Genomic DNA, 24,689 nt, shown 5'->3' with positions numbered 1-24,689 from the left:
AGGTGAAAGTGTGGGTGCAGCGAGCCAGCAGCAGGCCAGCCCCGTTGGGGGCCGGCCAGAGAGAGGGGTGCCCCCTCCCCTTACTGTTTGGCTGATTTGTACTCGTACTCGTAGTAGCCGTAAGCGCCGTAGTAGTTGCTCGCTTTCTTGATAACGGAGTTGAGGATAATGCCCTTGATCTCAATGCCGTTCTGGTCGAAGCGGTTGATACTCACCTCGATCTCTTTCAGGGTATTGACACCGTAGCGCGCCACCATCAGCGCCGTACCGGCCTTGCGGCCCACGATGGCTGCATCGGTCACCGCCAGGATTGGCGGGGTATCGACCAGCACCATGTCATAGTGCTGGCTGGCCCACGCTAACAGCTCGTCAAAGCGCTCGTTCATCAACAGCTCGGACGGGTTCGGCGGCACCTTACCGCGGGTAATCACGTCGAAGTTGGCGACGCCACTGCTCTTCACCGCGTTCGCCACGCTGCTCTGACCAGAGAGGATGTCAGAGAGGCCCAGCGTATTCGGGATGCCCAGCAGGTCGTGGGTGTAGCCCTTACGCATATCGCCATCGATCATCAGTACGCGCTTGTTGGTCTGCGCAATCACCACCGCCAGGTTGGTACAGACGAAGGTCTTACCAATCGACGGGCTGGCACCGGAGATCATCAGGATATTGTTTTTCGCTTCCAGCATCGCGAAGTGCAGGCTGGTACGCAGGCTGCGCACGGCCTCCACTGCCAGGTCGGTCGGGTTGCCCACTGCCAGCACACCCTGCGCCTGCTCTTTGCGCTTCGTGCCTTTCTGCGCGAACAGCTCGCGGTCTTTCTTCTGCTGCCACTCAGAGAGCGGGATGCTGGCGTAGACGTTGATGCCTGCCTCTTCCAGCACCTGCGGGTTCTCAATGCCGCGGTACAGCATGATCTTCACCACAATCCAGAAGATGGAGACGATCAGGCCCAGCATGATGGCGATGATGATGATCAGGATCTTCTGCGGCTTCACGGTGCCCGGCTGGGTCAGCGCGTTGTCCACCACCCGTACGTTGCCCACGGTGCTGGCCTTGGTGATGCTCAGCTCCTGCTGCTTGTTCAGCAGCTGCATGTAGACTTCCTGACCAGCCTGCACATCACGGGTCAGACGCAGGATCTCCTGCTGAGTCTCCGGCATGGAGCTGACACGTTTGTTCAGGTTGTTCTTCTCATTCTCCAGCGTCTGGCGCTTCTCCAGCAGGGTGCGGTAAGCCGGGTGAGACTTGGTGTAGAGCTTGGAGATCTCTGCCTCACGGAAGGTCAGCTCGTTAAGCTGGCTCTCCAGGCCGACCATCTGGTCCAGCAGCGATTTGGTCTCGAGGGACATGTCCACGGACTCATTCTGCTGGCGGTAGCGGTTCAGCTTGTCTTCGGCGATATCCAGCTTGCTGCGTACCTGCGGCAGTTGCACACGCAGGAACTCCAGGCTCTTCTCAGCCTCGGCGGACTTGCGCTCTACGTTCTGCATCAGGTAGTTGTTGGCGATGCTGGCCAGCGTCTGCTGGATCAGGTCCGGGTCTTCGCCGGTCAGTGAGAGGGTCAGCACGCCAGTGTCACGGCCCGCGTCCTCGATCAGCAACTGCCCTTGGATCTGCTTGATGGCAAAGATCTCCGGACGCTTGATGATGTCAAACACCGTGCCCTCTTCTGCCTTCACATCGCTCACCAGCAGGGAGATATCCCCTTTGGTCGCCAGCTGGCCCACTTCGCCCTTCAGCAGCTCCTGACCATCCTGGCTCAGCACATAGTGCTTGCCATCGACGATCTCCAGCGACATCGGCTTGTTCATCAGTTTGGTCGGCACATTGAAGCGCGACACGGCGATCTCTGCCGGGTCCTGGCCGCTGATGCGCGCCCAGCCCTTGCCGAACACCGGGAAGTGGTGCTCCTGCACCTGGGTGTCCAGGTTCAGGTCAGCCACGGTCTTGCCCAGCACCATACGGGACTGGATCAGCTGGATCTCTGCGTCAGAACCCAAACGGGCGCTCGGCATGAGGCTGTCCATATTGTCGATGATGGCATTGCCGACCGAGGACTCCACCTGCACCATCGCGTCCGCCTTGTAGATGGGCGTCGCGAACAGGGTGTAGATGATGCCGATCACGGCAAACAGGGAGGTGATCCCGATGATCAGCCAGCGGTGATCCAGCAGGGTTCCGAGGAGTCTGCCCAGATCGATCTCGTCATTGCCGCCCACGTGGCTTGATTGAACTCTATTTTTCTCAGACATCTTTTTCCCTGATTAGCTAGTAAGTGCTTTTGCCCATTTCTGAGCCGCATCATCAAGTAAACGGTATACGGACTCGAAGGCCTCGCGACTCTTCCGATAGGGATCGGGAATATCACGTTGCTGATCCCAGTGCCCGAACAGCATCGTTTTACCCCGGACTTCCGGCGCCAGATTGGTCACCGCATCGATATGGCGTCGCTCCATGACCAGGATCAGGTCAAACTCCCTGCACATGGCGGCAGTAAGTTGCCGGGCGCTGTGCCCCTCGAGGCGTAATCCGTGTTCCTCCGCCACCTGGCTTGCCTGCTCATCGGCAGGTTTCCCCACCAGGGCGGACAGGCCGGCCGATTGGATGATCGTGTTATCGGTGTATTTACGCAGTAACCGCTCCCCGGTTGGGGAGCGGCAAATGTTGCCGACGCAAACCACCAGAATCGAATTAAACATGGTGGCTTAGAAGCTCCTGAAGTCCTGTACCGTTTCGGTCACGTAACGGATGCTGTTGATGGTCGGCAGCAACTGGCTGATCAGACGGTTCCAACGCACGACTGGCGCCGCGGTCACGTAGACGATGTCATACGGCTGCAACTGGAACTCGGTGCCCAGTACCATACTGGAGGCATCCTGGGTATTGAGCTGATAGATGTTCGCCAGCTTGCTGCCCTCTTTGCCCTTCAGCGGACGGATCACGAAGATGCCGGTAGAGTTGGCGGCGTTCTGGTCTACGCCCTGAGCATTGCCCAGCGCCTCGGCCAGCGTCATGCCACTGCGGTCCATCTTCAGGGTGGACTGACGCGTCACTTCACCCATCACGAACACTTTCAGGTCATCGTTGCGCGGCACAAACAGGATGTCGCCCGGATAGAGCAGACGGTTCTGGCCGAGGTTGCCCTCCTGCATCAAGGATTGCAGGGAGATGTGCTCCTCGCGGCCATTGTGCGTCAACACCACATTGCGCCAGTCGGCGTCGGTGGTCAGGCCGCCAGCGGCGTTGATGGCGTCCAGAATGGTCAGCGGTACGTTGGTGATCGGCTGCTGGCCGGAGGTGCCCACTTCACCGGAGACATAGACCTTCTGCGAGCGGAAGGAGGCGATGCTCACGTCCACCTGCGGGCTTTCAATAAACTGCGCCAGACGGCCGGCGATCTCGTCACGGATCTGCGTGACGGTACGGCCCAGCACACGGACGCGGCCAATATAGGGATAGAAGATGGTGCCATCGGCGTGCACCCAGTTACCGGTGTCGCTGGCGCTACGGTAAGTACCGGCTGGCGTGGTCAGCTCCGGGTGGTCCCAGACGATGATGTTCAGCACATCGCCCACGCCCACGCGGTACTGGTAATTGGCCAACTCATTTTGCAGCGCCGGGTTTTGCTGTGCGACCAGCGGGCGGATACGCATTTGCTCCACCAATTTCGGCGTGAGCGGATAGACATTAACCAATTTATCGATGTCGTAATCGGCGTCGTCCTGTTTAACTACCATTTTCCCACTGGTCGAAAGATTCTGACCAGGAATGACGGCACAGCCACTGATCAGGGTGATCGATACCAAAAGCGGTATCAGTTTTAATTTTCTATTAGCCATTGCATTATCATCACTGTCGCTGATTTTCTGAAAAGGACGTATTCCGCCGTCCCTGATAAAGTCACTGCTCAACCTTTCAAAGCCCCAAGCGTGTAGTAGAAGCATCTGGTCACTGGCGTCTCGTAATAGCGGCTGGTTCCTTAACAAAATGAGTGAGCTTGATGCGTACTATAACGATCTTTATCAAACATTCATCTGTTGAATGCTCTTAGTTAACCGATTTCATATAAATTGCTTATCAATTTCACCTGAATTCACTTCTGCCCTTTCCGGCTCACCGCCATTACTTCATTGGCAGTGCCCGCAGGCCGCTTTCATTCCTGACGGAGGGCATCATGGCGTAAGTTAAAGAAATTGACGTTAGGAATGGTCTATATCTTGGTTCCCCTGCGAATATTTCGCAGCGGAACTGTTGACCTCCCCTTTACCCGGACACGCTACCGCCCTTGGCTTGCAGCTACCAATGCACTGTACGGAGAAAACGTCAACAACCTCGCGCCCTTACGCCGGCAGACGCGGCTTCAGGCTGGGCTAAGCCCGGTACGTAAATGATAGGCTTGTCACATAACTGACAATTTATCGCCACCATTTAGGCATTGGGTTGAACGTGATATATAAATTGTGTCTAAGATTCTTATACTATTGCTCGGGTGTTACAAGCCTGTTGTAGGCCTTTGCTATTCTTTTAGGAATAAGACTACCCCCCCTATTTCCCGCCGTTTTTCGATGTCGCAAAATTGAACGACAGCCGCCTGAATAGTAAGCTCTTTCAGATTTAACTGAGGTGAGGATACTTTATTAGCCAGAATTTCAAGCGGGATTGAGAAAAATTCGTATAATTCAGACTAATCATATTGCTCATTATTTCCCGACGAATGGCGCATGTATGAGAATGGCTACAGTGAATTTAGGAATTTCCTCATATATATTTCCACTTTTACCCGCTCGATTAACTGATTAATGTCACTTAACTGCGGCAATTTTCAAATATTAATCCCCGCTCACCCCGCTGGCCGGGGGGAGGCGGATTTAAAGTTGAATTTTCAGCGCCCGGCTTACATTATGGCGGACGCGGGGTGTCCCGTATGACATTGAGGCTGTAGACGTGATGGAATGGATCGCCGATCCGACAATTTGGGCCGGGCTGGCAACCCTAGTGGTACTGGAGATCGTGCTCGGTATCGATAACCTTATCTTCATCGCCATTCTGGCGGAGAAAGTACCGCGCAAACAGCGCGACCGCGCGCGCGTGACGGGCCTGATGCTGGCGCTGATCATGCGCCTGCTGCTGCTGGCCTCTATCTCCTGGCTCTCGACCCTGACCCAGCCGATGTTCACCCTGATGGCGCACCCGTTCAGCGGGCGTGACCTGATCATGCTGGTGGGCGGCGTGTTCCTGCTGTTCAAGGCCACGGTAGAGCTGAACGAGCAGCTGGAGGCGAAAGACCATCACGATGAGGGGCCGCGCAAGGCCGCCCGCTTCTGGCCGGTGGTGGCGCAGATTGTGGTGCTGGATGCCGTCTTCTCGCTCGACTCGGTGATCACCGCCGTCGGCATGGTGGATCACCTGCCGGTGATGATGCTGGCGGTCTGTATCGCCATTGGCCTGATGCTGCTTGCCAGCAAGCCGCTGACCCGTTTCGTCAACGCCCACCCTACCATCGTCATCCTGTGCCTCAGCTTCCTGCTGATGATTGGCTTTAGCCTGATTGCTGACGGCTTTGGCTACCATATCCCGAAAGGCTACCTCTATGCGGCGATTGGCTTCTCGGTGATGATTGAGGCGCTCAACCAGCTGGCGCAGTTCAACCGGCGGCGTTTCCTCTCCTCCCACCGCTCGCTGCGCGAGCGCACCGCCGAAACGGTGCTGCGTATGCTCAGTGGCCGGCATGAGGAGACCGATCTCGACAACCACAGCGCCAACATGGTGGCTGACAGCGGCGGCGGGCAGGAGGTGTTCAACGAGCAGGAGCGGCGCATGATTGAGCGCGTGCTGGGCCTCGGCCAGCGCAGCGTCAGCAGCATCATGACCTCACGCCATGACGTGGAGTGCCTGGAGCTGAACGATCCGCCTGAAGCGCTGGCGGCGCAGCTGTCGCGCAACCAGCACACGCGGCTGATGGTAACGGAGGACAACGCCACCGATGAGCCGCTGGGGGTGGTGCATACCATCGACCTGCTGCGGCAGTTGCTGGCGCAGCAGGCGCTGGATGTGCGAGCCGTGGTGCGCCAGCCGCTGATCTTCCCGGAGCAGTTGACGCTGCTGATGGCGCTGGAGCAGTTCCGTCAGGCGCAGACCCACTTTGCCTTCGTGGTGGATGAGTTTGGCTCGGTCGAGGGGGTCGTGACCCTGACGGACGTGATGGAGACCATCGCCGGTAACCTGCCGGTGGCCGGTGAGGAGAATGACCCGCGCCACGATATCCAGCAGACCGATGAGCGCACCTGGATCGCCAATGGCTATATTCCGCTGGAGGATCTGGCGCTCTACATCCCGGTGCCGACGGATGAGAAGCGGGAGTACCACACGCTGGCCGGTTTGTTGATGGAGTATGCGCAGGCGATCCCCACACAGGGGGCGGCCTACCAGATTGGCGACTACCTGTTTGAGGCGCTGGAGGTCAACAGCCACCGCATCACGCGGGTGAAGATCACCGCGCCAGTGCAGCCGGTGGAAGAGGATTACGAAGTGTAGCCGCAGGCGGCAGGAAAAGAGGCGGAGCCGGGTCAACCGGCTCCGCTTTTTTTATGGCTGTTTCACCAAGGGCGGCAGCGGCTTGTTCAGGCCGGGGTACTGGAACAGCGCCCTGCCCGGCCCACGGTTGATCACCCGCCAGATGCCAAGGGAGATAAACACGCAGAGCGACACGCCCACCAGCGGGAAGATCAGCATCCAGATGGCCGAGAAGATGCCGTTGGCGAACAGGTGGTAGTGCACCAGCATCCCCACCACACAGACAGCGATGGCCTCGGTGATGATCTTATGGATGACATAGACCTGGAGGGTATTCTTGCCCAACCAATTGAGGCTGGCCGGGTTCATGCGGCGGTTCACCTGCTGGCAGATGACGATGCAGAGCACAATGGCGATGGCACAGTGGAAAATGCTCTTGTCCATGCCAAACCAGCCGTGCAGCAGGGCGAACGGCAGCGCCAGCATAATCGCCAGCAGGATGTTACGGCGCATCCGCAGCGCCTCAACAATCTGCTTGCCGTAGAAGCAGCCGGTGCAGAAGTAGATGGCGTTCTGCGCCACACTATTCGGCCCCCAGCCCGGCAGCAGGCCACGGGCGGCGATGTAGTTCGCCATCACCGCCAGCAGCAGCAACGGCACAACGTTGTTTTTAAACAGCTTGCAGGCCACAAAGTAGATCGCCAGCGCGTAGAGATACCAGGCGTTGGACATTGCCGTCAGCACAAACATCAGGAACTGATTGAACGAGTCGGCGTAGACCGCGCCCACCATGTTGCGCACTTCCCACTGGTCAATGGAGAGGTGTTGGTTGATGAAGGTGACGAATGCCCACTGAATCACGCACCAGAGTAGGTAGACATACACCATGTTCACCACACGCTTGGTGAACACCTGCCGCCAGGCTTTGTTGATGACAGAGTTGGTGGCCAGCAGGCCAGAGATAAAGAAGAAGGAGGGCATCCGCAGCGGGGTGAGGTACGCATTCAACGTCAGCCACCACTGTCCGAAGATGCTCTCCTCACCAATGATTTTCAACGAAGGGATGAAACTGGTCAGCATTAAGTGGTGCAAGATAACCAGCAGGATACAGGCGCCTTTCAGCGTATTGATCCACTGTATTTCGCGATCGTTTCCACTCATAACATCTCCCGGTATCAGGCCGCGCCGCGGGTCGTTAACGCAGTAATGCAGGATAGGACTGCCAGATGACAGGCGTAATAAATCCCGAAAATAATATTGCTGGCGTCAAAAAGATGTCGAGTGAAATAGGGGGACCTTCCCATGAGATTACAAATTTTTCACTTTTAACAGCAGAGGATTCTGAAACCCGCCTCTGCTATAAATCGGCGGGTTATTGGTTTTTAATGTGGTGAAACTAACAATTCAGTAGTGATAATCACTATCATTAGTCCAACCATCACCGGCACGGCAGTGCGTTTCACCAGCTTGAAAGGTGAAATCTTAGCCATTCCCGCCACCGCCACAATGACCCCGGAAACCGGCGATAACGTGCGCCCGAGGTTGGAAGCCTGCAACATCGGGATCACCAGATAGGCGGGCCGGATGCCCATTTGTGCCGCCAGCGGCGGGATCAGCTCCACGAAAGCATAAAAGGGCGCGTTGCCAGAACCGGTGGTAATGGCGGCCAGCATGGTGATGGCCACCAGCACCAGCAGCATCACCAGCGCGCCGCCGCCCGCCCCCTGCGCCAGGTCAATCAGTGCGCGGATAAAGCCGAGTGCCCCCAGCCCCTGGGCGAACACACCCGCCGCCACCAGCAGGATCACCACGCTGGCGAAGGCATCGGCCATGCCGCGGTAGGCCACCTCCAACCCACGGAACACACTGCGGGCGTCGCGGCTGCGGAGAAACTCCAGCAGCGCCGTCAGCACCAGACAGATCACCAGCAGGGTGATGATATGCAGCGACGGCCCCCACTTGCCATCAAACACCAGCACGCCAACGATAGGCAAAAAGGGCAGCAGCGCATAGCCACGTGGCGCGGCGGTAGCCGGCGCGGCATCGGGTGCCGCCGGCGCCGCCGTTTCCGCGGGCGCGCGGCGATCGAGGAAGCGTTGCCAGAAGTAGTGCGTCAGCGCCATGCCCGCGATGGCGGCCGCTGAAATGGGCAGCGTGGTGCGGAAGGCGAAGGTCACCAGCGGCATCTCTGCCGCATTGGCGGCCAGCACCACGTCACCGGAGGTGGGAGAGAGGATGATGGCGGCCGGCGAGGCACAGATGGCAGCGGCGGCCCCGCGGCTGATGCCGACGTTGACCATCAGCGGGAACAGCGTTGCCATCAGCAGCACCCCCAGCCCGGTGGCGGAGGAGACCGCCAGCGACATCAGGCAGGCCACCAGATAGGCGGCCACCATCAGCAGGTAGGGTGAGTTGATGCGGCGCAGCGGCCGCGACGCCAAACTGACCACCTGATCATTGGCGCCGATGTGGGTCATGTAGGCGGCAAAGCCACACAAAATCATGATCATCATGCCGAGGTCGCCACCCCGGCTCATCAGCAGGCTTTTGACATACTCGGCAATGTCAGCAGCCGCCCAGCCGGTGCCAGGGGTGCCCGCCGGCAGCACCCCCTTCCCCAGCGCGGCACTGATTGCCAGCAATGCCACACCACCGGCCATCAGCACACCGCTGGCCGGGTAACCTTTGATAATGTAGCGGCCAACGATTATGGTCACGGCCAGTCCGATTCCCAGCTCCAGCATACAGGCTCCTCTTGTGATTAGGGTTGTGCACAGGCGTCATGCCTGTGGGTTCATCAGCCGCGACTGTGCCGAAAATCGGCCAGTGCGATACTGATTCCCGTCAAAGCAGAAGAGGATGAAGTAGGCAAAAAAGAGAAACGCCGCCGGGCGAGCCGGCGGCGTTTCAGGAAGGGATGAGTGCACGGGGGATCAGTTGTGTTTCAGCAACTTGTTTAACGGCTGGTCAACGCTGTTACGGTTCTTCTCCACCCACTCTTTCAACGCGCGCTTCGCCTCCTGCTGGAGCTGTTTGCGCAGCACCTCATCCACCTTGAGCTGGTAGTTGAGCTGTGCCCACGGCCCATAAATTCGCAGTGGCACGGCGGTGCGGCCCAGCGCCTCAATCAGCTTGCTGTTGCCGCGCCAGCCACCGGTGACGCGGGTGGAGAGCGCCACGTCGCACTGCTCATCCGGCAGGCTGAGGGTGCCAGCGCCAGTGATGGTCAGCAGCGGCGAGACCGCCTCCAGGTTGCTGAGGGCAATGACGCCCTCTTTCAGATCGCCGTGGGCACTCAACCGATCGACCTCGGTATAACGCTCGTAGCGATCCTGCCCCTGCACCCCACCGTTGTTGCGCGCCACCGCCTGCTGGATCAGCTGCTGGATATTCAGCCCTTGCAGGCGCGCGCCCTCCATTGACATCTCCGCCTGCCCCTGCCAGCGGCGGTTGACATCCTCTGCCGTCAGCCCCTCACCCGCCAGATTGCCCGTCAGGGAGAAGCGGCCGCTCAGCGCCTGTGGCAGGCCAGCGGCGCGCAGCAGCGGCGTCAGCTCCACCTGATGCAGCACCGGTGCCAGCGCCAGCCGCACCCGATCGCCGGTGGCGTCCAGCGTGCCGGGCAGGGAGAAGGTTCCCTGCCCCAGCGTGCCGGAGAGGGTACGCAGCGCCACCTGCCCGCGTTGGTTGTCCGCCTGCACATTAAATTGCTGCACCTGCAAACCGCGCCAAGTGAGACTGGTGGCTTGCAGGCCAATCTGCGCGTCGAAGTCCGCCAGTGCCGCCAGCTCATTGGCCTCCAGATGCGGCACACGGGCAATCACTGGCGTGGAGGTGACGGTCTGGCCGCGCTGGGCGGAGCCATCGTCGCTCGCCTGCCAGCCGCTGAGGGCATCCAGGTTGAGGCGATCGGCGGTCAATGCCACCTGATAACGGGGCGTTCCCTCCAACTGGGCGCTGATCTCGCCGCGCAACTGGCTCTCATTGGCCGACAGTGACAGTTCACGCAGGGTCAGGGAGGCGGGCGACTGCTGGTAGCTAGCCTGTACGCTGCCCTGCCCCTTGATGCCGCCGGGCGGGATGCCCGCGCCCTCCAACTGGTAGTCGAAACGTGCAATCTGCCCGCTGATCGCCTGCGGGAAGCGCGAGAGATCCGCCTGTCCGGCGAGGGAGAAGGCCAGATCACGCTGGTCACGGTTGATGCGGCTGGAGAGGGTGATCTCCGCCTGACGGTGATCCTGCTGGGTCAGGGAGAGGTTGATGTCACGCACATTGATCTGGCTATTGTCGGCGCGCTGCCAGACCAGCAGGCTATCGGCCACCTGCAACCTGTCGATGTCAAACTGCCAGTGGGCGTTGTCGCCCACCTCCGCTGGCTGGCCAGCCGGGGCCACCGGCGCATCCTGCTGGCGGGCCTCGCTCTCCGGCGTCAGGCGGATGACGGCGTTCTTCAGCATCACCTGCTTCACCGCCAGCTGGTGGGAGAGCAGTGGCCACAGCTTCACGTCAAGGCGCATGTTCTCCGCCGTGACCACCGCCGCCTGCGCGCCCGGCGCCGTCAGCGTCATTGGCCCGGCGATGATGCTGAGCTGCGGCCAGACATGCCAGCGCAGATCGCCCTCCAGCGCGAGCTGGTAGCCGCTGCGCTGCTCCACCTGCCGCGCCATGTATTGACGGAAATCGTTCGGGTTCACCAGCAGCACCAGGGCGGTCATCCCTGCCACCAGCACCAACAACAGAATAGCCAACGTGGTCAGTAGTCTTCTCATGCCTTCCTCATCGTGAAGCCGCCCGCCGTCGTGAGGGCTAATCCTTGTCGATACGGCTGGCGACAGCGCCCTGCTGGTCGCGGTACTTGGCATCCTCGCGACGGTTGTAAGGTCGCGCAGCGGGGCCGGACAGCGGTTCAAAGCTGAGCGCGCCGATCATCATGCCGGGGCGCAGCGCCAGGGGCAGCTTACCTGAATTATAGAACTCTAGTACAATCCGCCCCTGCCAGCCCGGATCGATGCGGTGCGCGGTCACGTGCACCATCAGGCCCAGACGCGCCAGCGAGGAACGGCCATCTAGCCAGCCCACCAGATCCGCCGGCAGCGTCACGGACTCCAGCGTTACCGCCAGCGCCAGCTCGCCGGGGTGCAGGAAGAAGGCCTCCCCCTCCGGCAGCACGATCTCATCACTCATTACGCGATCCAGCGCGGCGCTCACCTCATGCTTCGGGCCGCTCAGGTCGATGTAGGGCGCGGTGTGGCCGCGGAACACGCGGAACTGGTTGCCGAGGCGCACATCCACGGTGGCCCCGCTGATGCGCTCTACCGGCGGGCGCGGCGTGATGGCCAGCCGCCCCTCGTCCATCCAGGCTTCAATATCTCGATCGCAGAGTCTCATGGGTCTCTTCCTTGGCGTCACGACGCCTATTCAAAAAATTGGCTGATTTTCGCTTTCAGGATGTCGATGGCGATGCGGTTCTTGCCGCCGCGCGGCACGATGATGTCAGCATACTGTTTGGAAGGCTCGATGAACTGCATGAACATCGGGCGCACCGTGCTTTGGTACTGCTGCATCACGGAGTCCAGCGAGCGGCCGCGCTCGTTGATGTCGCGCTTCATGCGGCGCAGCAGGCAGATATCCAGCGGGGTATCAACGAAGATGGAGAAGTTCATCTCTTGACGCAGGCGGATGTCGGTCAGCAGTAGGATGCCCTCGACAATGATCACCTTCTTCGGCTTCAGGTGGATGGTCTCCGGCTTGCGGGTGTTCTCGACGTAGCTGTAGAGCGGCAGCTCAATCGGCTTGCCGGCCTTCAGCATCTGGAGGTGCTGGAACAGCAGGTTATGGTCCATCGCGCCCGGGTGGTCATAGTTGATTGCCCGGCGCTCTTCCATCGTCAGGTGGCTCTGGTCTTTATAGTAACTGTCCTCAGGGATGACGCCGATGTGCTCGTCGCCCACCTGGTCGCGCAGTTCGCGATAGAGGGTACTGGCGATAAGACTTTTACCTGAGGCGGAAGCGCCGGCGATACCGATAATGACGCATTGGTGGGGCTTGTCAGTCATAGCTATTTTAAAGACCTGATTCATTGTGGGAAAGGCGCGCCCCGGCTGGGACGCTGATCGCGGCAATTATAGGGAGTTACGGGGTGGGTTGCCAGCATAAAGGGCGCGGCCTTGCGGGGCTGGAAGGCAGATCGCAACTTGGTGGCGCGGCATGGCCACTTTTAAGAACAATCATACTACTGATTATTGAACCTCTTAAGTTAACATACGGTAAATTGCCCGCCGCAGGCCCGCTCTCCACACTGGCGCGCGCGCCGCATCCGGCACCACCACTTTTCGGGACACAAGACCGCATGAACTGGCACTGGTTAACTTATTTCGGCGACAGCATGTTGCTGCTGCCCTGCGCGGCGTTGATTATCGTGCTGCTGCTGGCGAATCCCGAGACGCGCCGTGCCACCTGGCAGTGGATGCTGCTGTTCGGCATCGCTGGCGGGCTGGTCTGCCTCTCCAAGCTGGCCTTTATGGGCTGGGGCATTGGCAGCCGCCGCTTTGACTTCACCGGCTTTAGCGGCCACTCGGCGCTCTCCTCCAGCATCTGGCCGGTATTGATGTGGATGCTGACCGGCCGACTGTCGCGCCCGGTGCGCGTCACTGCCATTCTGGCTGGCTATGTGCTGGCGTTCTTCGTCGGCTACTCGCGGCTGGTGATCCACGTCCACTCACCGGCGGAAGTGGTGGCTGGCCTGACGCTGGGCTTCACCATCAGCACCACCTTCCTGCTGTTGCAGACCTCCGCCGCCGCGCCGCGCCTCTCCTACGGCCAGCTGGCGCTGGCGCTGCTGGTGCCGCTGTTTTTGATCAACACCGGCAAGGTGGCGCCGACGCAGGGGCTGCTGGAGCGCATCGCCGTCGCCATCTCGCCGGCGACCCGCCCCTTCACCCGCGCCGACCTGCATGGCATGCGGCACTACCTGCCCGCCGCGGATGGGCAGGTCAGGTTCCACTGATTCGCAGCCACAAAAAAGCCCGCCTAGGCGGGCTTTTTTATTGCGCCAATTACAGCGCGCGGAAGGAGATCTCGGTAGGGATCGGCTCACCCTGCCAGTAGAGCGCCGCCGCCACGCGCCCGGCCAGCGCGCGGTAGAGGCCAGCCAGCTCGCCGTGCGGATCGGCAATCACCGTCGGCTCACCGCGATCCAGATCCTCGCGCAGCGCGATGTGCAGCGGCATCTGGCCGAGCAGCTCGCACTGGTACTTCTGCGCCAGCGTCTCAGCACCGCCGGTGCCGAAGATAGGCTCATGGTGGCCGCAGTTGCTACAGATGTGCATGCTCATGTTCTCAACAATCCCCAGCACCGGCACATCCACCTTGTTGAACATCACGATGCCCTTCATGGCGTCGAGCAGGGCGATGTCCTGCGGCGTGGTCACCACCACCGCGCCGGTCACCGGCACACTCTGCGCCAGCGTCAGCTGGATGTCGCCGGTGCCCGGCGGCATGTCCAGCACCAGATAGTCGAGATCGGGCCAGAGGGTGTCCTGCAACAGTTGCAACAGCGCCTTGCTGGCCATCGGCCCGCGCCACACCATGGCGTTCTCGTCATCCACCAGATAGCCAATGGAGTTGGTCGCCAGCCCGTGCGCCATGATCGGCGCCATGTGGGTGCCATCCGGCGAGGTCGGGCGCTCGTGCTGGGTGCCGAGCATGTTCGGCACCGACGGGCCATAGATGTCGGCGTCCAGCACCCCCACCTTCGCCCCCTCGGCCGCCAGCGCCAGCGCCAGATTGACGGCGGTGCTCGACTTGCCCACCCCACCCTTGCCGGAGCTGATGGCGATCAGGTTGCGCACGCCCTTGATGCCGGGGCGGTCGCCCACCCGCTTCAGGGTGGCGATCTCATGCTTCAGCGTCCACTCCACGCCATGCGCGCCGGTGGCCTGCATCAGCGGCGCGCTCATCTGCTGTTGCAGCGCCTCAAACGCGCCCTGCCAGGCAAAGGGCATCTGCAACTCCACATGCAATACGCCATCCAGTACCGCGCAGTGGTGGATCGCCTTTAGCGCGGCCAGATCCTGCTTGAGTGTCGGATGGGTAAAAGCGGCCAGCTCGCGTGTGACCACAGCGCGCAGCGCCACCGGGGTATTCTGCTCAGGGGATTTAGGGAACATCCCGACTCCTTAGGAACGGTTGCCAACGAGAAATAGTGCAAGCATACCAGATCCGCCCTGCCGCTGCCGTGTACCGCGGCAAGAAACCTGTCTGGCGAGCCGCGCCGCGATCGGGTAACATCGAAGGCCCTTTTTCCTCAAACAGAAAACAATTCCACACTATGGCTCAAGTCGCGAAAAAATTATTGGTGACGTGCGCACTTCCGTACGCCAACGGCTCTATCCATCTCGGCCACATGCTCGAGCACATTCAGGCAGACATCTGGGTTCGTTTCCAGCGGATGCGCGGCAACCAGGTGCACTTTATCTGCGCGGATGACGCGCACGGCACGCCGATCATGCTCAAGGCCCAGCAGATGGGCGTGGCGCCGGAGCAGATGATTGCGGAGATGAGCCAGGAGCACCAACAGGATTTCGCCGGCTTTGGTATCAGCTATGACAACTACCACTCCACCCATAGCGACGAAAACCGCGAGCTCTCCTCGCTGATCTACACCCGGCTGAAAGAGAACGGTTTCATCAAGAACCGCACCATCTCGCAGCTCTACGATCCGGAAAAGGGCATGTTCCTGCCTGACCGCTTCGTCAAGGGCACCTGCCCGAAATGCAAATCGCCTGACCAGTATGGCGACAACTGCGAAGTGTGCGGCGCGACCTACAGCCCGACCGAGCTGATCGACCCGAAATCCGCGGTCTCCGGCGCGACGCCTGAGATGCGTGACTCCGAGCACTTCTTCTTCGACCTGCCCTCCTTCAGCGCCATGCTGCAAGCCTGGACACGCTCCGGCGCGCTGCAAGAGCAGGTGGCGAACAAGATGCAGGAGTGGTTTGAGTCTGGCCTGCAACAGTGGGACATCTCCCGCGACGCGCCCTACTTCGGCTTTGAGATCCCGGACGCACCGGGCAAATATTTCTACGTCTGGCTGGACGCGCCGATCGGCTACATGGGCTCCTTCAAGAACCTATGCGACAAGCGCGGCGACCTTGACTTTGACGAGTACTGGAAGAAGGATTCCGAGGCTGAGCTGTACCACTTCATCGGCAAGGACATCGTCTACTTCCACAGCCTGTTCTGGCCGGCGATGCTGGAGGGCAGCGGCTTCCGCAAACCGACCAACCTGTTCGTGCACGGCTACGTGACGGTCAACGGCGCGAAGATGTCCAAGTCGCGCGGCACCTTCATCAAGGCCAGCACCTACCTGTCGCACCTGGATGCCGACTGCCTGCGCTACTACTACGCGGCGAAGCTCTCCTCGCGCATTGATGATATCGACCTGAACCTGGAGGACTTCGTCCAGCGCGTCAACGCCGACATCGTCAACAAGGTGGTCAACCTGGCGTCCCGCAACGCGGGCTTCCTCACCAAGCGCTTTGACGGCCAGCTGGCGGATACGCTGGCGGATGAGGCGCTCTACAAGACCTTCACCGACGCCGGTGCCTCGATCGCCGAGGCTTACCAGAGCCGCGAGTTTGGCCGCGCCATCCGTGAAATCATGGCGCTGGCGGACATCGCCAACCGCTACGTGGATGAGCAGGCCCCGTGGGTGGTGGCGAAGCAGGAGGGGCGTGACGCCGACCTGCAAGCCATCTGCTCGATGGGCATCAACCTGTTCCGCGTGCTGATGACCTACCTGAAGCCGGTGCTGCCGTCCCTGACCGAGCGCGCCGAGGCGTTCCTGCGCCTGCCGCTGGCATGGGATGAGATTCAGGCCCCGCTGCTGGGCCACCGCGTCCAGCCGTTCAAGGCGCTGTTCAACCGCATTGAGCTGGCCAAGGTGGAAGAGATGGTCAACGCCTCGAAAGAGGACATGGCGGCGGCCGCCAAACCGGCCACCGGCCCGCTGGCGGATGACCCGATTCAGGAGACCATCACCTTTGACGATTTCGCCAAGGTCGACATGCGCATCGCGCTGATTGAGCAGGCGGACTTCGTGGAAGGCTCCGACAAGCTGCTGCGGCTGCAACTGGATCTGGGCGGCGAGAAGCGCCAGATCTTCTCCGGCATCCGCAGCGCCTACCCAGACCCGAAAGCGCTGGAGGGCCGCCTGACCATCATGGTTGCCAACCTCGCGCCGCGCAAAATGCGCTTCGGCATCTCGGAAGGGATGGTGATGGCCGCTGGCCCAGGTGGGAAGGAGATCTTCCTGCTTAGCCCGGACAGCGGCGCACAGCCGGGGATGCAGGTGAAGTAACCGCTTCACCGCAACCGCAGGGGGCGTGGCCAGTGGCCGCGCCCCCTTTTTTTCAGCCTTGGAAACGCTGGCGGTAGTCGCGCGGCGCGACGCCAAAGGCGCGGTTGAACACCACCGAGAAGTAGTTGCTGTCCTCAAAGCCACAGGCCGCCGCCACCTCGCCAATGGAACCACGCCCGTGGCGCAGCAGCGCCATCGCGTTGCAGAGCCGCAGCTGGCGCAGGTACTGGCTGATGCTCATGCCGGTCTGCTGCTTGAACAGCGCGCGCAAGGTGCGCGGGGTAAGCTGGTGGCGCGCGCAGAAGGCCTCCAACTGGAACGGGGTGGCGATGCTGCCCCGCAACGCCAGCATCAGCAGATCCATCTGCTGGGCATCGGCCAGCTCGGCGCTGTCTGGCCGGTGGCGGTAGCGCTGCAACAGCAGCGCCAGTTGCAGCAGCAGCGCCTCGGCCAACTGCAAGGAGATCGGGTCAGACTTCATGCTCTCCTGCGCCAGCGCGTCCACTTTGCAGCGCAGCGCATCCATCCCCAGCATACTCAGCCGCCAGTAGCGCTCTGGCTGGGCCACCCCCGATCCCGGCAGCAGCGCCGGCCAGTCGGCGGGCAGCCGCAGCCGGTCACGCATAAACAGGATGTTGTCCAGCTCCAGCCCATTGACCGACTCATAGCTGTGGCGGTCACGCGCGTTGACGTAGAACAGGTCACCGCAGGTGATGCGATAGGGCACGTCATTCCAGAGATGCAGGCCGTTGCCGCGCCACACGATCACCAGCTCGTCAAATTCATGGTGGTGCAGCGGGAAGAGCGGCTGTGGGTGGCGCTCCGCCACGCTGACCACCTGCTGGTCAGTAAGGAAGTAGTCTTGGTGCTGAAGTTTCAGCGGCGGCATGGTGTCGGCGTCCCCGGCATGAAGGCAAACGCCCATCCTGCCATAACGCCGCCCGCCGCACGGGGGCGGGCCGGGAAATTTGCGTGTCAGCGCACACTGTTACGCATCATCTTCGGCGAGACGGCAAACTCGCGGCGGAACTGGGTGGAGAAGTGGTTGCTGTCGCCAAAGCCACACTCATGGGCGATCTGGGTGATGCTCTGGTCAGTCTGGAACAGCCGGCGGCGCGCCTCCAGCAGCCGCAAGCGGTTCAGGTAGCGTTGCGGCGTCATGCTGGTGTGCTGCTTCACCTGCCGGTGCAGGGTGCGCAACGCCAGCGAGTAGCGATCCGCTAGCTCGCCCCAATCCACCTCCTCGGTGAAGTTGCCATCCAGCCAGCGCAGCAGCGCCTGCACGTTGGCATCACGCCCGCCAGTCGCGCCCTGCTGGCAACAGCTGCGGTGCAACAGCAGCAGCAGTTGCAGGAACTGCCCCTCGCTGGCCGCCACGCCAGCATCACTGGGGTCGGCGGCCAGTTGTGCCAGCGTCTGGATGTGGCGGCGCGCCTCCTGCAACGCCCCCTGCCCGATGTGCCAGTGCACCTGCTCGCTCTCCTGCGGCAGGAAGCGGTCAATGCCGGTCAGGAAGCGGAAGGCGTGCGGTGACCGGTAGAGCACGTTGGTCAGGTGCAGCCCCTCCACGTTCTCGAACAGGTGGTGGTCGCGGTCACGCACAAAGCAGACGGTGCCGCTGCACAGGGTGTAGGGGCGGTCATTGAAGATGTGCACCCCCGCCCCGCTCTCCACCAGCACAATCTCGTAGAAGTCATGGTGGTGCTCCGGGAAGGGCAGCTGCGGCGCGCGGGGTTCCACCGTCACGGTCATTGCCCTGGACGCAAAAAATTCATCACCTGCCAGTAACGTCATTTTGGTGCCTCCGGTCAGTCGTCCACCCGCCAGCCGCGGGCATGGAACATCAATGAATCAAAATAATGCAAGCAGACCAATCGCTCATCTGAATAGGTCGCAGTGTAAAGCGCCGCCCGTCCCCACTGCCTTGAAATGGCGGCAGACCGTGGCGTGAATGCGGTCATTTTTTCAAGATTTGGCCGCTTTGGTTGCGAACTGTGTGGCAGATCACATCCCATTAACAACTGTGGCCAAAGGATCGATGGCCGGGAAATGTGATCTGTTTCACGACGATCTTTGCCATTTTGCCAACCGCTTTTGGCGGGTGGCACTCACCGGAAGGTGGCGCGGCGCGCCACTCCCTACACTCGCTGCATAGTCTGTTAAGGGATAACCACGATGACCGTACGCAATATCGCCACAGTGGATTTAGGCGCCTCCAGCGGGCGGGTGATGCTCGCCAGCTTCCACACCGGCAGCCGCCGCATTACCCTCAAAGAGATGCACCGATTCACCAACCAGCTGGTGCAGCGCGACGGGCATCACATCTGGGATGTGGATAACCTGGAGCAGCAGATGCGCCACGGCCTGCAACTGATTGACGCCGCGGGCATCGAGCTGGACAGCATCGGCATCGACACCTGGGGCGTTGACTTCGTGCTGATCGATGCCGACGGCGAGCGCGTCGGCCTGCCGGTCTCCTACCGCGACCACCGCACCGACGGCATCATGGCCGAGGCGGTGCGCGAGCTGGGCGCGGAGTGGCTCTATGGCCGCACCGGCATCCAGCTGCTGCCGTTCAACACCCTGTTCCAGTTGAAGGCGCTCAGCCGCCAGCGGCCGGAGTGGGTGGAAAAAACCGCCCACCTGCTGCTGATGCCGGACTACTTCCACTACCGCCTGACCGGCGAGCTGAACTGGGAGTACACCAACGCCAGCACCACCCAACTGCTGGATGTGCACAGCGGCGACTGGGATCGCACGCTGCTGGACTACGCCGGTGCCCCCGAGCGCTGGTTTGGCACGCCAAGCCAGCCGGGGCGCGCCCTCGGCCACTGGGCAGCCCCTCGGGCCGCCGGGTGCCGGTGGTCTCAGTGGCGACCCATGACACCGCCAGCGCGGTGGTCGCCGCGCCACTGGCCGGTGACGACTGCGCCTACCTCAGTTCCGGCACCTGGTCGCTGATTGGCATCGACAGCGATCGTCCCTACACCCACGCCGCCGCCCGCCGCGCCAACATGACCAACGAGGGCGGCATTGAGGGGCGCTACCGGGTGCTGAAAAACATTATGGGCATGTGGCTGTTGCAGTGCGTCTGCCGCGAGCTGGCGGTAAGCGACATTCCGGCGCTGGTGGCGGCGGCGGCGCAACAGCCAGCCTTCACCTCGCTGGTGAACCCCAACGACGCGCGCTTCATCAACCCGGTCTCGATGGTCGAGGAGATCCGCTGTGCCTGCCGCGAGCAGCAGCACCCGGAACCCCAGGAGGCGGCGGCGCTGGCGCGCTGCATCTTTGACAGCCTGGCGCTCACCTACCGCCAAGTGGCGCGCGAGCTGGGCGAGCTGCGCGGCGCGCCCTTGCAGCAGCTGCACATTGTCGGCGGCGGCAGCCAGAACGATTTCCTAAACCAGCTGTGCGCCGACGCCTGTGGCCTGACCGTCACCGCCGGGCCGGTGGAGGCCTCGACGCTCGGCAACATCGGCTGCCAGCTGATGGCGCTGGGCGATGTCAAAGACGCCGCCGACTACCGCCGCCTGCTGGCCCACAACTTCCCGCTGCGCCGCTACACGCCGCAGACCCACCCTGATTTTGATACCCACTGTCGCCGTTTTGAGGCGCTCAGCCACGCTCATGAGGAGTATTCAGTATGACCGCATCCATCGACCAGGCCTGGGAACTGGCAAAACAGCGCTTTGCCGCCCTGAACATTGACGCCGAGGCGGCGCTGGCTGCCCTCGACCACGTGCCGGTCTCCATGCACTGCTGGCAGGGCGATGACGTCGCCGGCTTTGAGAACCCCACCGGTGGCCTGACCGGCGGCATTCAGGCGACCGGCAACTACCCCGGCAAGGCGCGCAATGCCCAGGAGCTGCGTGCGGATCTTGAGCAGGCGTTCGCACTGATCCCAGGGCCTAAGCGCCTCAACCTGCACGCCATCTACCTGGAGTCTGACGCGCCGGTGGCGCGCAACGAGATTGAGCCGCAGCACTTCGCCAATTGGGTGGCGTGGGCGCGTGACCACCAGCTGGGGCTGGACTTCAACCCCTCCTGCTTCTCCCACCCGCTGAGCGCCGACGGCTTTACCCTCTCCAGCGCCAACCCGGAGGTGCGCCAATTCTGGATTGAGCACTGTCAGGCCAGCCGCCGCGTCTCCGCCTACTTTGGCCGCGAGCTAGGCACGCCGTCGGTGATGAACATCTGGGTGCCGGATGGCATGAAAGACCTGACCGTCGATCGTCTGGCCTTCCGCCAGCGCCTGCTTAGCGCACTGGATGAGGTGATCAGCGAGAAGCTGGACAGCCGCCACCACATCGACGCGGTGGAGAGCAAGCTGTTTGGCATTGGTGCCGAGAGCTTCACCGTCGGCTCCAACGAGTTCTACCTCGGCTACGCCGCCAGCCGCCAGACCGCGCTCTGTCTGGATGCTGGCCACTTCCACCCGACCGAGGTGATCTCCGACAAGATCTCCAGCGCGATGCTGTTCGTGCCGCGCCTGCTGCTGCACGTCAGCCGCCCGGTGCGCTGGGACAGCGACCACGTGGTGCTGCTGGATGACGAGACGCAGGCGATCGCCAATGAGATCGTGCGCCACGACCTGTTTGACCGCGTGCACATCGGCCTCGACTTCTTTGACGCCTCCATCAACCGCATTGCCGCGTGGGTCATCGGCACCCGCAACATGAAGAAAGCGCTGCTGCGCGCGCTGCTGGAGCCGACCGAGCAGCTGAAACAGCTGGAGCAGGCGGGCGACTACACCGGCCGGCTGGCGCTGCTTGAGGAGCAGAAATCGCTGCCGTGGCAGGCGGTGTGGGATGTCTACTGCCAGCGCCACAACGTGCCGGTCGGCAGCCAGTGGCTGGAGACAGTGCGCGGCTACGAACGCGGCGTGCTGGCCCAGCGCGCCTGATTGAGTGGGGGCCGGCTGGCCCGGCCCCAGATCCAGATCTCACGGCAAAAACAGTCTTATCTTTCTCTTTAAGAGGGTTTTGCCATGAGTTTTATGCTTGCGTTACCAAAAATCAGCCTGCACGGCGAAGGGGCGATTGCCGATCTGGTCAGCCTGCTGGCGCAGCGCGCGCCGGGCAAGGCGCTGGTGGTCACCGATGGCCAGCTGGTGGATCTCGGCCTGCTGGATGGCCTGTTTGCCGGGCTGGAGGCCGCCAGCCTGCCCTATGCGCTGTTCCGGGACGTCACCCCCAACCCCACCTCCGAGCTGGTGGACGCTGGCTACGCCAGTTTCCTCGACCACCAGTGCGACTACCTGATCGCCTTCGGCGGCGGCAGCCCGATTGATACTGCCAAGGCGATCAAGATCCTCACCGCCAACCCCGGCCCGGCCACCGTCTACGCGGGCGTCGGCAAGGTGGCGCAGCCCGGCGTGTTTCTGGTGGCGATCAACACCACCGCCGGCACCGCCGCCGAATTGACCAGCAATGCGGTGATCACCGACAGCCAGCGGCACGTCAAGGAGGTGATCATCAGCACCCACCTAATCCCGGACATCGCGGTGGATGACCCGGCGGTGATGCGCGCCATCCCGGCACCGGTCACCGCCGCCACCGGCATGGACGCCCTGACCCACGCCATTGAGGCCTACGTCTCCCTTGGCGCGCACACCCTGACCGACCACTCGGCGCTGGAGGCGATCCGCGTCATCAGCCGCTGGCTGCCGCGTGCGGTGGCGCAGGGCGACGACGGCGAGGCGCGCGAAATGATGGCCTACGGCCAATACCTGGCTGGCATGGCGTTCAACAGCGCCGGGCTGGGGTTGGTACATGCGCTGGCGCACCAGCCGGGCGCGACCCACAACCTGCCACACGGCGTCTGCAACGCCATCCTGCTGCCAGTGGTGGAGGCGTTCAACCGCCCGGCGGCGGCGGCGCGCTTTGCCCGCGTGGCGCAGGCAATGGGCGTCGATACCCAGACCATGACGGAGGAGCAGGCGAGCGAGGCGGCGATTGACGCCATCCGCGCGCTCTCGGCGCAGGTCGGCATTCCGGCCGGCTTCCGGGCGCTCGGCATCCGCGAGCAGGACATTGAGGGCTGGCTCGACAACGCGCTGGCCGACCCTTGCGCCCCCTGCAACCCGCAGCCCGCCAGCCGCGAGCAGGTGCGTGCACTCTATTTGCAGGCGCTCTGAGCGCCCTATCCCGCCGGGCGCGCCTGCGCCCGGCCTTCCCGAGGAGCGAAGATGATCCGGAAAAGTTTTGTGATGCAGGTCAACCCCAATGCCCACGCGGAGTACCAGCGCCGCCACAACCCGATCTGGCCGGAGCTGGCCGAGGTGCTGAAGCAGCATGGCGCGCACCACTACAGCATCTTTTTGGATGAGAAGCGTCATCTACTGTTTGGCTTTGTGGAGATTGAGTCCGAGGCGCGCTGGGCTGCCGTGGCACAGACGGAGATCTGCCAGCAGTGGTGGAAGCACATGGCGGACGTGATGCCCAGTAACCCGGACAACAGCCCGGTCAGCGACGACCTGCGCGAGGTGTTCTACCTCGAGTGACCCCTTGCCGCCGGGCACCCGCCCGGTGCGCACACTTCCCCCTTCCGCCCGCCGCAAAACCGGCTACCCTGAACACCAGATGCCCGCACTGTTTTGCTGACGTGACTAAGGAAAAACGCATGTTCAATTTTGATTACTACAACCCGACTCGCATCCTGTTTGGCACCCAACGCATCGCTGACGCCGGCCAGCACATCCCGCCGGAGGCGCGGGTGCTGATCACCTATGGCGGCGGCAGCGCCAAAAAGCATGGCACGCTGGAGGAGGCGCGGCTGGCGCTTGGCGGCCGCGAGGTGTATGAGTTCGGCGGCATTGAGCCAAATCCCCATGTTGATACCCTGATGCGGGCGGTAGAGCTGGTGCGTGAGAAGGAGATCACCTTCCTGCTGGCGGTCGGCGGCGGCTCGGTGGTGGATGGCACCAAGTTCATCGCCGTGGCGGCGCACTACCAAGGCGATGTCTGGGAGATGTGGTCGAAACGCCAGCCGCCGCAGCAGGTGCTGCCGCTCGGCTGCATCATGACCCTGCCGGCCACCGGCTCGGAGATGAACCCCACGGCAGTGGTGACCCACACCGGCCTGGGCGCCAAGGTGGGCTACAGCCACCCGGCGCTCTACCCGCGTTTTGCCATCCTCGACCCGCGTAAATCCTACACCCTGCCGCCGCGCCAGGTGGCGAACGGCGTGGTGGATGCCTTCGTGCACGTGATTGAGCAGTATCTCACCTACCCGGTCTACGCCAAGGTGCAGGATCGCTTTGCCGAGGGGCTGCTGCTGACGCTGATTGAGGAGGGGCCGAAGGCGCTCACCGACCACGAAAATTATGACGTGCGCGCCACCGTCACCTGGTCGGCGACGCTGGCGCTGAATGGCCTGATTGGCGTCGGCGTGCCGCAGGATTGGGCCACCCACCGCATCGGCCACCAGCTCACCGCGCTCTACGACCTCGACCACGCCCAGACGCTGGCGGTGCTGCTGCCCTCCCTGCTGCACGTGCAGCGTGACACCAAACGGCTGAAGCTGTTGCAGTACGCGGCACGCGTCTGGGGCGTGACGGAGGGCGATGAGCAGGCGCGCATCACCCGCGCGATTGACCTGACCCGCGACTTCTTCGAGGAGATGGGCGTGAAGAGCCGCCTCAGTGCCTACGGCCTGCCGGAAACCTGCATCGACGAGGTGCTGGCGAACCTGCGCCGCTTCAACCTGCTGCCGCAGGGCGAGCATCAGGACATCGACGAGGTGAAGGCGCGCCGCATCCTGAGCCTGAGTTACTGACCCGCCACGGCGGGGTGTACGCCCACCTCGCCGCTGCCAC

18 protein-coding genes and 1 pseudogene are annotated in these 24,689 nt (G+C 62.1%); 8 read left to right on the top strand and 11 right to left on the bottom strand.

Features of this window, described 5'->3' with window-relative positions; translation table 11 throughout:
• Nucleotides 1-80 precede the first annotated feature (80 nt).
• From wzc to ACK3SD_RS06750, 3 genes are read right to left on the bottom strand one after another with little or no spacing between them, the layout of a single operon-like run.
• Nucleotides 81-2,252: a tyrosine-protein kinase Wzc gene (wzc, locus tag ACK3SD_RS06760; protein ID WP_481127209.1), complete on the bottom strand. Its 2,172-nt coding sequence runs from the start codon at nucleotides 2,250-2,252 to the stop codon at nucleotides 81-83.
• 12 nt (nucleotides 2,253-2,264) lie between these two features.
• On the bottom strand, nucleotides 2,265-2,699 hold the full coding sequence (locus ACK3SD_RS06755) for an arsenate reductase/protein-tyrosine-phosphatase family protein (protein ID WP_137762833.1): 435 nt from the start codon (nucleotides 2,697-2,699) through the stop codon (nucleotides 2,265-2,267).
• A 6-nt stretch (nucleotides 2,700-2,705) separates the two neighbouring features.
• Nucleotides 2,706-3,839, bottom strand: a complete 1,134-nt coding sequence (locus ACK3SD_RS06750; protein ID WP_481127208.1) for a polysaccharide export protein — start codon at nucleotides 3,837-3,839, stop codon at nucleotides 2,706-2,708.
• A gap of 1,108 nt (nucleotides 3,840-4,947) precedes the next feature.
• On the opposite strand from ACK3SD_RS06750, the gene ACK3SD_RS06745 reads away from it, so the two are divergent.
• Nucleotides 4,948-6,534, top strand: coding sequence for a TerC family protein (locus tag ACK3SD_RS06745; protein ID WP_481127509.1), 1,587 nt, complete (start codon nucleotides 4,948-4,950; stop codon nucleotides 6,532-6,534).
• 51 nt (nucleotides 6,535-6,585) lie between these two features.
• Here ACK3SD_RS06745 and ACK3SD_RS06740 read toward each other — a convergent pair whose 3' ends face one another.
• From ACK3SD_RS06740 to udk, 5 genes are all read right to left on the bottom strand, one after another.
• Nucleotides 6,586-7,674 carry an acyltransferase family protein gene (locus ACK3SD_RS06740; protein WP_481127207.1) on the bottom strand — a complete coding sequence of 363 codons (1,089 nt, stop codon included), beginning with the start codon at nucleotides 7,672-7,674 and terminating at the stop codon, nucleotides 6,586-6,588.
• Between the two features lie 221 nt (nucleotides 7,675-7,895).
• Nucleotides 7,896-9,257: an anaerobic C4-dicarboxylate transporter DcuC gene (gene dcuC, locus ACK3SD_RS06735; protein WP_481127206.1), complete on the bottom strand. Its 1,362-nt coding sequence runs from the start codon at nucleotides 9,255-9,257 to the stop codon at nucleotides 7,896-7,898.
• A 189-nt stretch (nucleotides 9,258-9,446) separates the two neighbouring features.
• Nucleotides 9,447-11,282, bottom strand: a complete 1,836-nt coding sequence (asmA, locus tag ACK3SD_RS06730) for an outer membrane assembly protein AsmA (RefSeq protein ID WP_481127205.1) — start codon at nucleotides 11,280-11,282, stop codon at nucleotides 9,447-9,449.
• A 37-nt stretch (nucleotides 11,283-11,319) separates the two neighbouring features.
• Entirely contained in the window at nucleotides 11,320-11,901 is a 582-nt protein-coding gene (gene dcd, locus ACK3SD_RS06725) for a dCTP deaminase (protein ID WP_137762828.1), read from the bottom strand.
• A 26-nt stretch (nucleotides 11,902-11,927) separates the two neighbouring features.
• Entirely contained in the window at nucleotides 11,928-12,569 is a 642-nt protein-coding gene (gene udk / locus ACK3SD_RS06720) for a uridine kinase (protein ID WP_137762827.1), read from the bottom strand.
• Between the two features lie 293 nt (nucleotides 12,570-12,862).
• Here udk and ACK3SD_RS06715 point away from each other — a divergent pair, with 293 nt between their 5' ends.
• Nucleotides 12,863-13,519: a phosphatase PAP2 family protein gene (locus ACK3SD_RS06715; RefSeq protein ID WP_481127204.1), complete on the top strand. Its 657-nt coding sequence runs from the start codon at nucleotides 12,863-12,865 to the stop codon at nucleotides 13,517-13,519.
• 49 nt (nucleotides 13,520-13,568) lie between these two features.
• Here ACK3SD_RS06715 and apbC read toward each other — a convergent pair whose 3' ends face one another.
• A complete protein-coding gene (gene apbC / locus ACK3SD_RS06710; RefSeq protein ID WP_137762825.1) occupies nucleotides 13,569-14,681 on the bottom strand; it encodes an iron-sulfur cluster carrier protein ApbC in 1,113 nt (370 codons plus the stop codon).
• A gap of 161 nt (nucleotides 14,682-14,842) precedes the next feature.
• Here apbC and metG point away from each other — a divergent pair, with 161 nt between their 5' ends.
• Nucleotides 14,843-16,873 carry a methionine--tRNA ligase gene (gene metG / locus ACK3SD_RS06705; RefSeq protein ID WP_137762824.1) on the top strand — a complete coding sequence of 677 codons (2,031 nt, stop codon included), beginning with the start codon at nucleotides 14,843-14,845 and terminating at the stop codon, nucleotides 16,871-16,873.
• Between the two features lie 52 nt (nucleotides 16,874-16,925).
• On the opposite strand, the gene rhaR is transcribed toward metG, so the two are convergent.
• Both rhaR and rhaS read right to left on the bottom strand, forming a co-directional pair.
• Entirely contained in the window at nucleotides 16,926-17,798 is an 873-nt protein-coding gene (gene rhaR / locus ACK3SD_RS06700) for an HTH-type transcriptional activator RhaR (protein WP_481127203.1), read from the bottom strand.
• Between the two features lie 50 nt (nucleotides 17,799-17,848).
• On the bottom strand, nucleotides 17,849-18,667 hold the full coding sequence (gene rhaS / locus ACK3SD_RS06695) for an HTH-type transcriptional activator RhaS (protein ID WP_137762823.1): 819 nt from the start codon (nucleotides 18,665-18,667) through the stop codon (nucleotides 17,849-17,851).
• A gap of 381 nt (nucleotides 18,668-19,048) precedes the next feature.
• On the opposite strand from rhaS, the pseudogene rhaB reads away from it, so the two are divergent.
• From rhaB to ACK3SD_RS06670, 5 genes and pseudogenes are all read left to right on the top strand, one after another.
• Nucleotides 19,049-20,520, top strand: a pseudogene (gene rhaB, locus ACK3SD_RS06690) (rhamnulokinase).
• On the top strand, nucleotides 20,517-21,776 hold the full coding sequence (locus ACK3SD_RS06685) for an L-rhamnose isomerase (protein ID WP_481127202.1): 1,260 nt from the start codon (nucleotides 20,517-20,519) through the stop codon (nucleotides 21,774-21,776). The pseudogene rhaB and the gene ACK3SD_RS06685 overlap by 4 nt, the downstream one beginning before the upstream one ends.
• A gap of 84 nt (nucleotides 21,777-21,860) precedes the next feature.
• The gene (gene fucO / locus ACK3SD_RS06680; RefSeq protein ID WP_481127201.1) at nucleotides 21,861-23,009 is read left to right on the top strand and encodes a lactaldehyde reductase; all 1,149 of its coding nucleotides are present in this window, start codon (nucleotides 21,861-21,863) and stop codon (nucleotides 23,007-23,009) included.
• 51 nt (nucleotides 23,010-23,060) lie between these two features.
• Complete coding sequence (gene rhaM, locus ACK3SD_RS06675; protein WP_137762819.1) at nucleotides 23,061-23,375, top strand: L-rhamnose mutarotase; 315 nt, start codon at nucleotides 23,061-23,063, stop codon at nucleotides 23,373-23,375.
• Between the two features lie 119 nt (nucleotides 23,376-23,494).
• The gene (locus ACK3SD_RS06670) at nucleotides 23,495-24,649 is read left to right on the top strand and encodes an iron-containing alcohol dehydrogenase (RefSeq protein WP_481127200.1); all 1,155 of its coding nucleotides are present in this window, start codon (nucleotides 23,495-23,497) and stop codon (nucleotides 24,647-24,649) included.
• Nucleotides 24,650-24,689 lie beyond the last annotated feature (40 nt).

The sequence above is a fragment of the Chimaeribacter sp. YP20170169 genome (assembly GCF_056739715.1).
Note: the sequence above shows the minus strand (reverse complement) of the source record. Positions and strands in the feature narration are given on the sequence as shown.

What these genes read in the sequence shown, in the direction of transcription:
- wzc (WP_481127209.1), bottom strand. Translation starts at nt 2,252, where the DNA reads ATGTCTGAGAAAAATAGAGTTCAATCAAGCCACGTGGGCGGCAATGAC.
- ACK3SD_RS06755 (WP_137762833.1), bottom strand. Translation starts at nt 2,699, where the DNA reads ATGTTTAATTCGATTCTGGTGGTTTGCGTCGGCAACATTTGCCGCTCC.
- ACK3SD_RS06750 (WP_481127208.1), bottom strand. Translation starts at nt 3,839, where the DNA reads ATGGCTAATAGAAAATTAAAACTGATACCGCTTTTGGTATCGATCACC.
- ACK3SD_RS06745 (WP_481127509.1), top strand. Translation starts at nt 4,948, where the DNA reads ATGGAATGGATCGCCGATCCGACAATTTGGGCCGGGCTGGCAACCCTA.
- ACK3SD_RS06740 (WP_481127207.1), bottom strand. Translation starts at nt 7,674, where the DNA reads ATGAGTGGAAACGATCGCGAAATACAGTGGATCAATACGCTGAAAGGC.
- dcuC (WP_481127206.1), bottom strand. Translation starts at nt 9,257, where the DNA reads ATGCTGGAGCTGGGAATCGGACTGGCCGTGACCATAATCGTTGGCCGC.
- asmA (WP_481127205.1), bottom strand. Translation starts at nt 11,282, where the DNA reads ATGAGAAGACTACTGACCACGTTGGCTATTCTGTTGTTGGTGCTGGTG.
- dcd (WP_137762828.1), bottom strand. Translation starts at nt 11,901, where the DNA reads ATGAGACTCTGCGATCGAGATATTGAAGCCTGGATGGACGAGGGGCGG.
- udk (WP_137762827.1), bottom strand. Translation starts at nt 12,569, where the DNA reads ATGACTGACAAGCCCCACCAATGCGTCATTATCGGTATCGCCGGCGCT.
- ACK3SD_RS06715 (WP_481127204.1), top strand. Translation starts at nt 12,863, where the DNA reads ATGAACTGGCACTGGTTAACTTATTTCGGCGACAGCATGTTGCTGCTG.
- apbC (WP_137762825.1), bottom strand. Translation starts at nt 14,681, where the DNA reads ATGTTCCCTAAATCCCCTGAGCAGAATACCCCGGTGGCGCTGCGCGCT.
- metG (WP_137762824.1), top strand. Translation starts at nt 14,843, where the DNA reads ATGGCTCAAGTCGCGAAAAAATTATTGGTGACGTGCGCACTTCCGTAC.
- rhaR (WP_481127203.1), bottom strand. Translation starts at nt 17,798, where the DNA reads ATGGGCGTTTGCCTTCATGCCGGGGACGCCGACACCATGCCGCCGCTG.
- rhaS (WP_137762823.1), bottom strand. Translation starts at nt 18,667, where the DNA reads ATGACGTTACTGGCAGGTGATGAATTTTTTGCGTCCAGGGCAATGACC.
- ACK3SD_RS06685 (WP_481127202.1), top strand. Translation starts at nt 20,517, where the DNA reads ATGACCGCATCCATCGACCAGGCCTGGGAACTGGCAAAACAGCGCTTT.
- fucO (WP_481127201.1), top strand. Translation starts at nt 21,861, where the DNA reads ATGAGTTTTATGCTTGCGTTACCAAAAATCAGCCTGCACGGCGAAGGG.
- rhaM (WP_137762819.1), top strand. Translation starts at nt 23,061, where the DNA reads ATGATCCGGAAAAGTTTTGTGATGCAGGTCAACCCCAATGCCCACGCG.
- ACK3SD_RS06670 (WP_481127200.1), top strand. Translation starts at nt 23,495, where the DNA reads ATGTTCAATTTTGATTACTACAACCCGACTCGCATCCTGTTTGGCACC.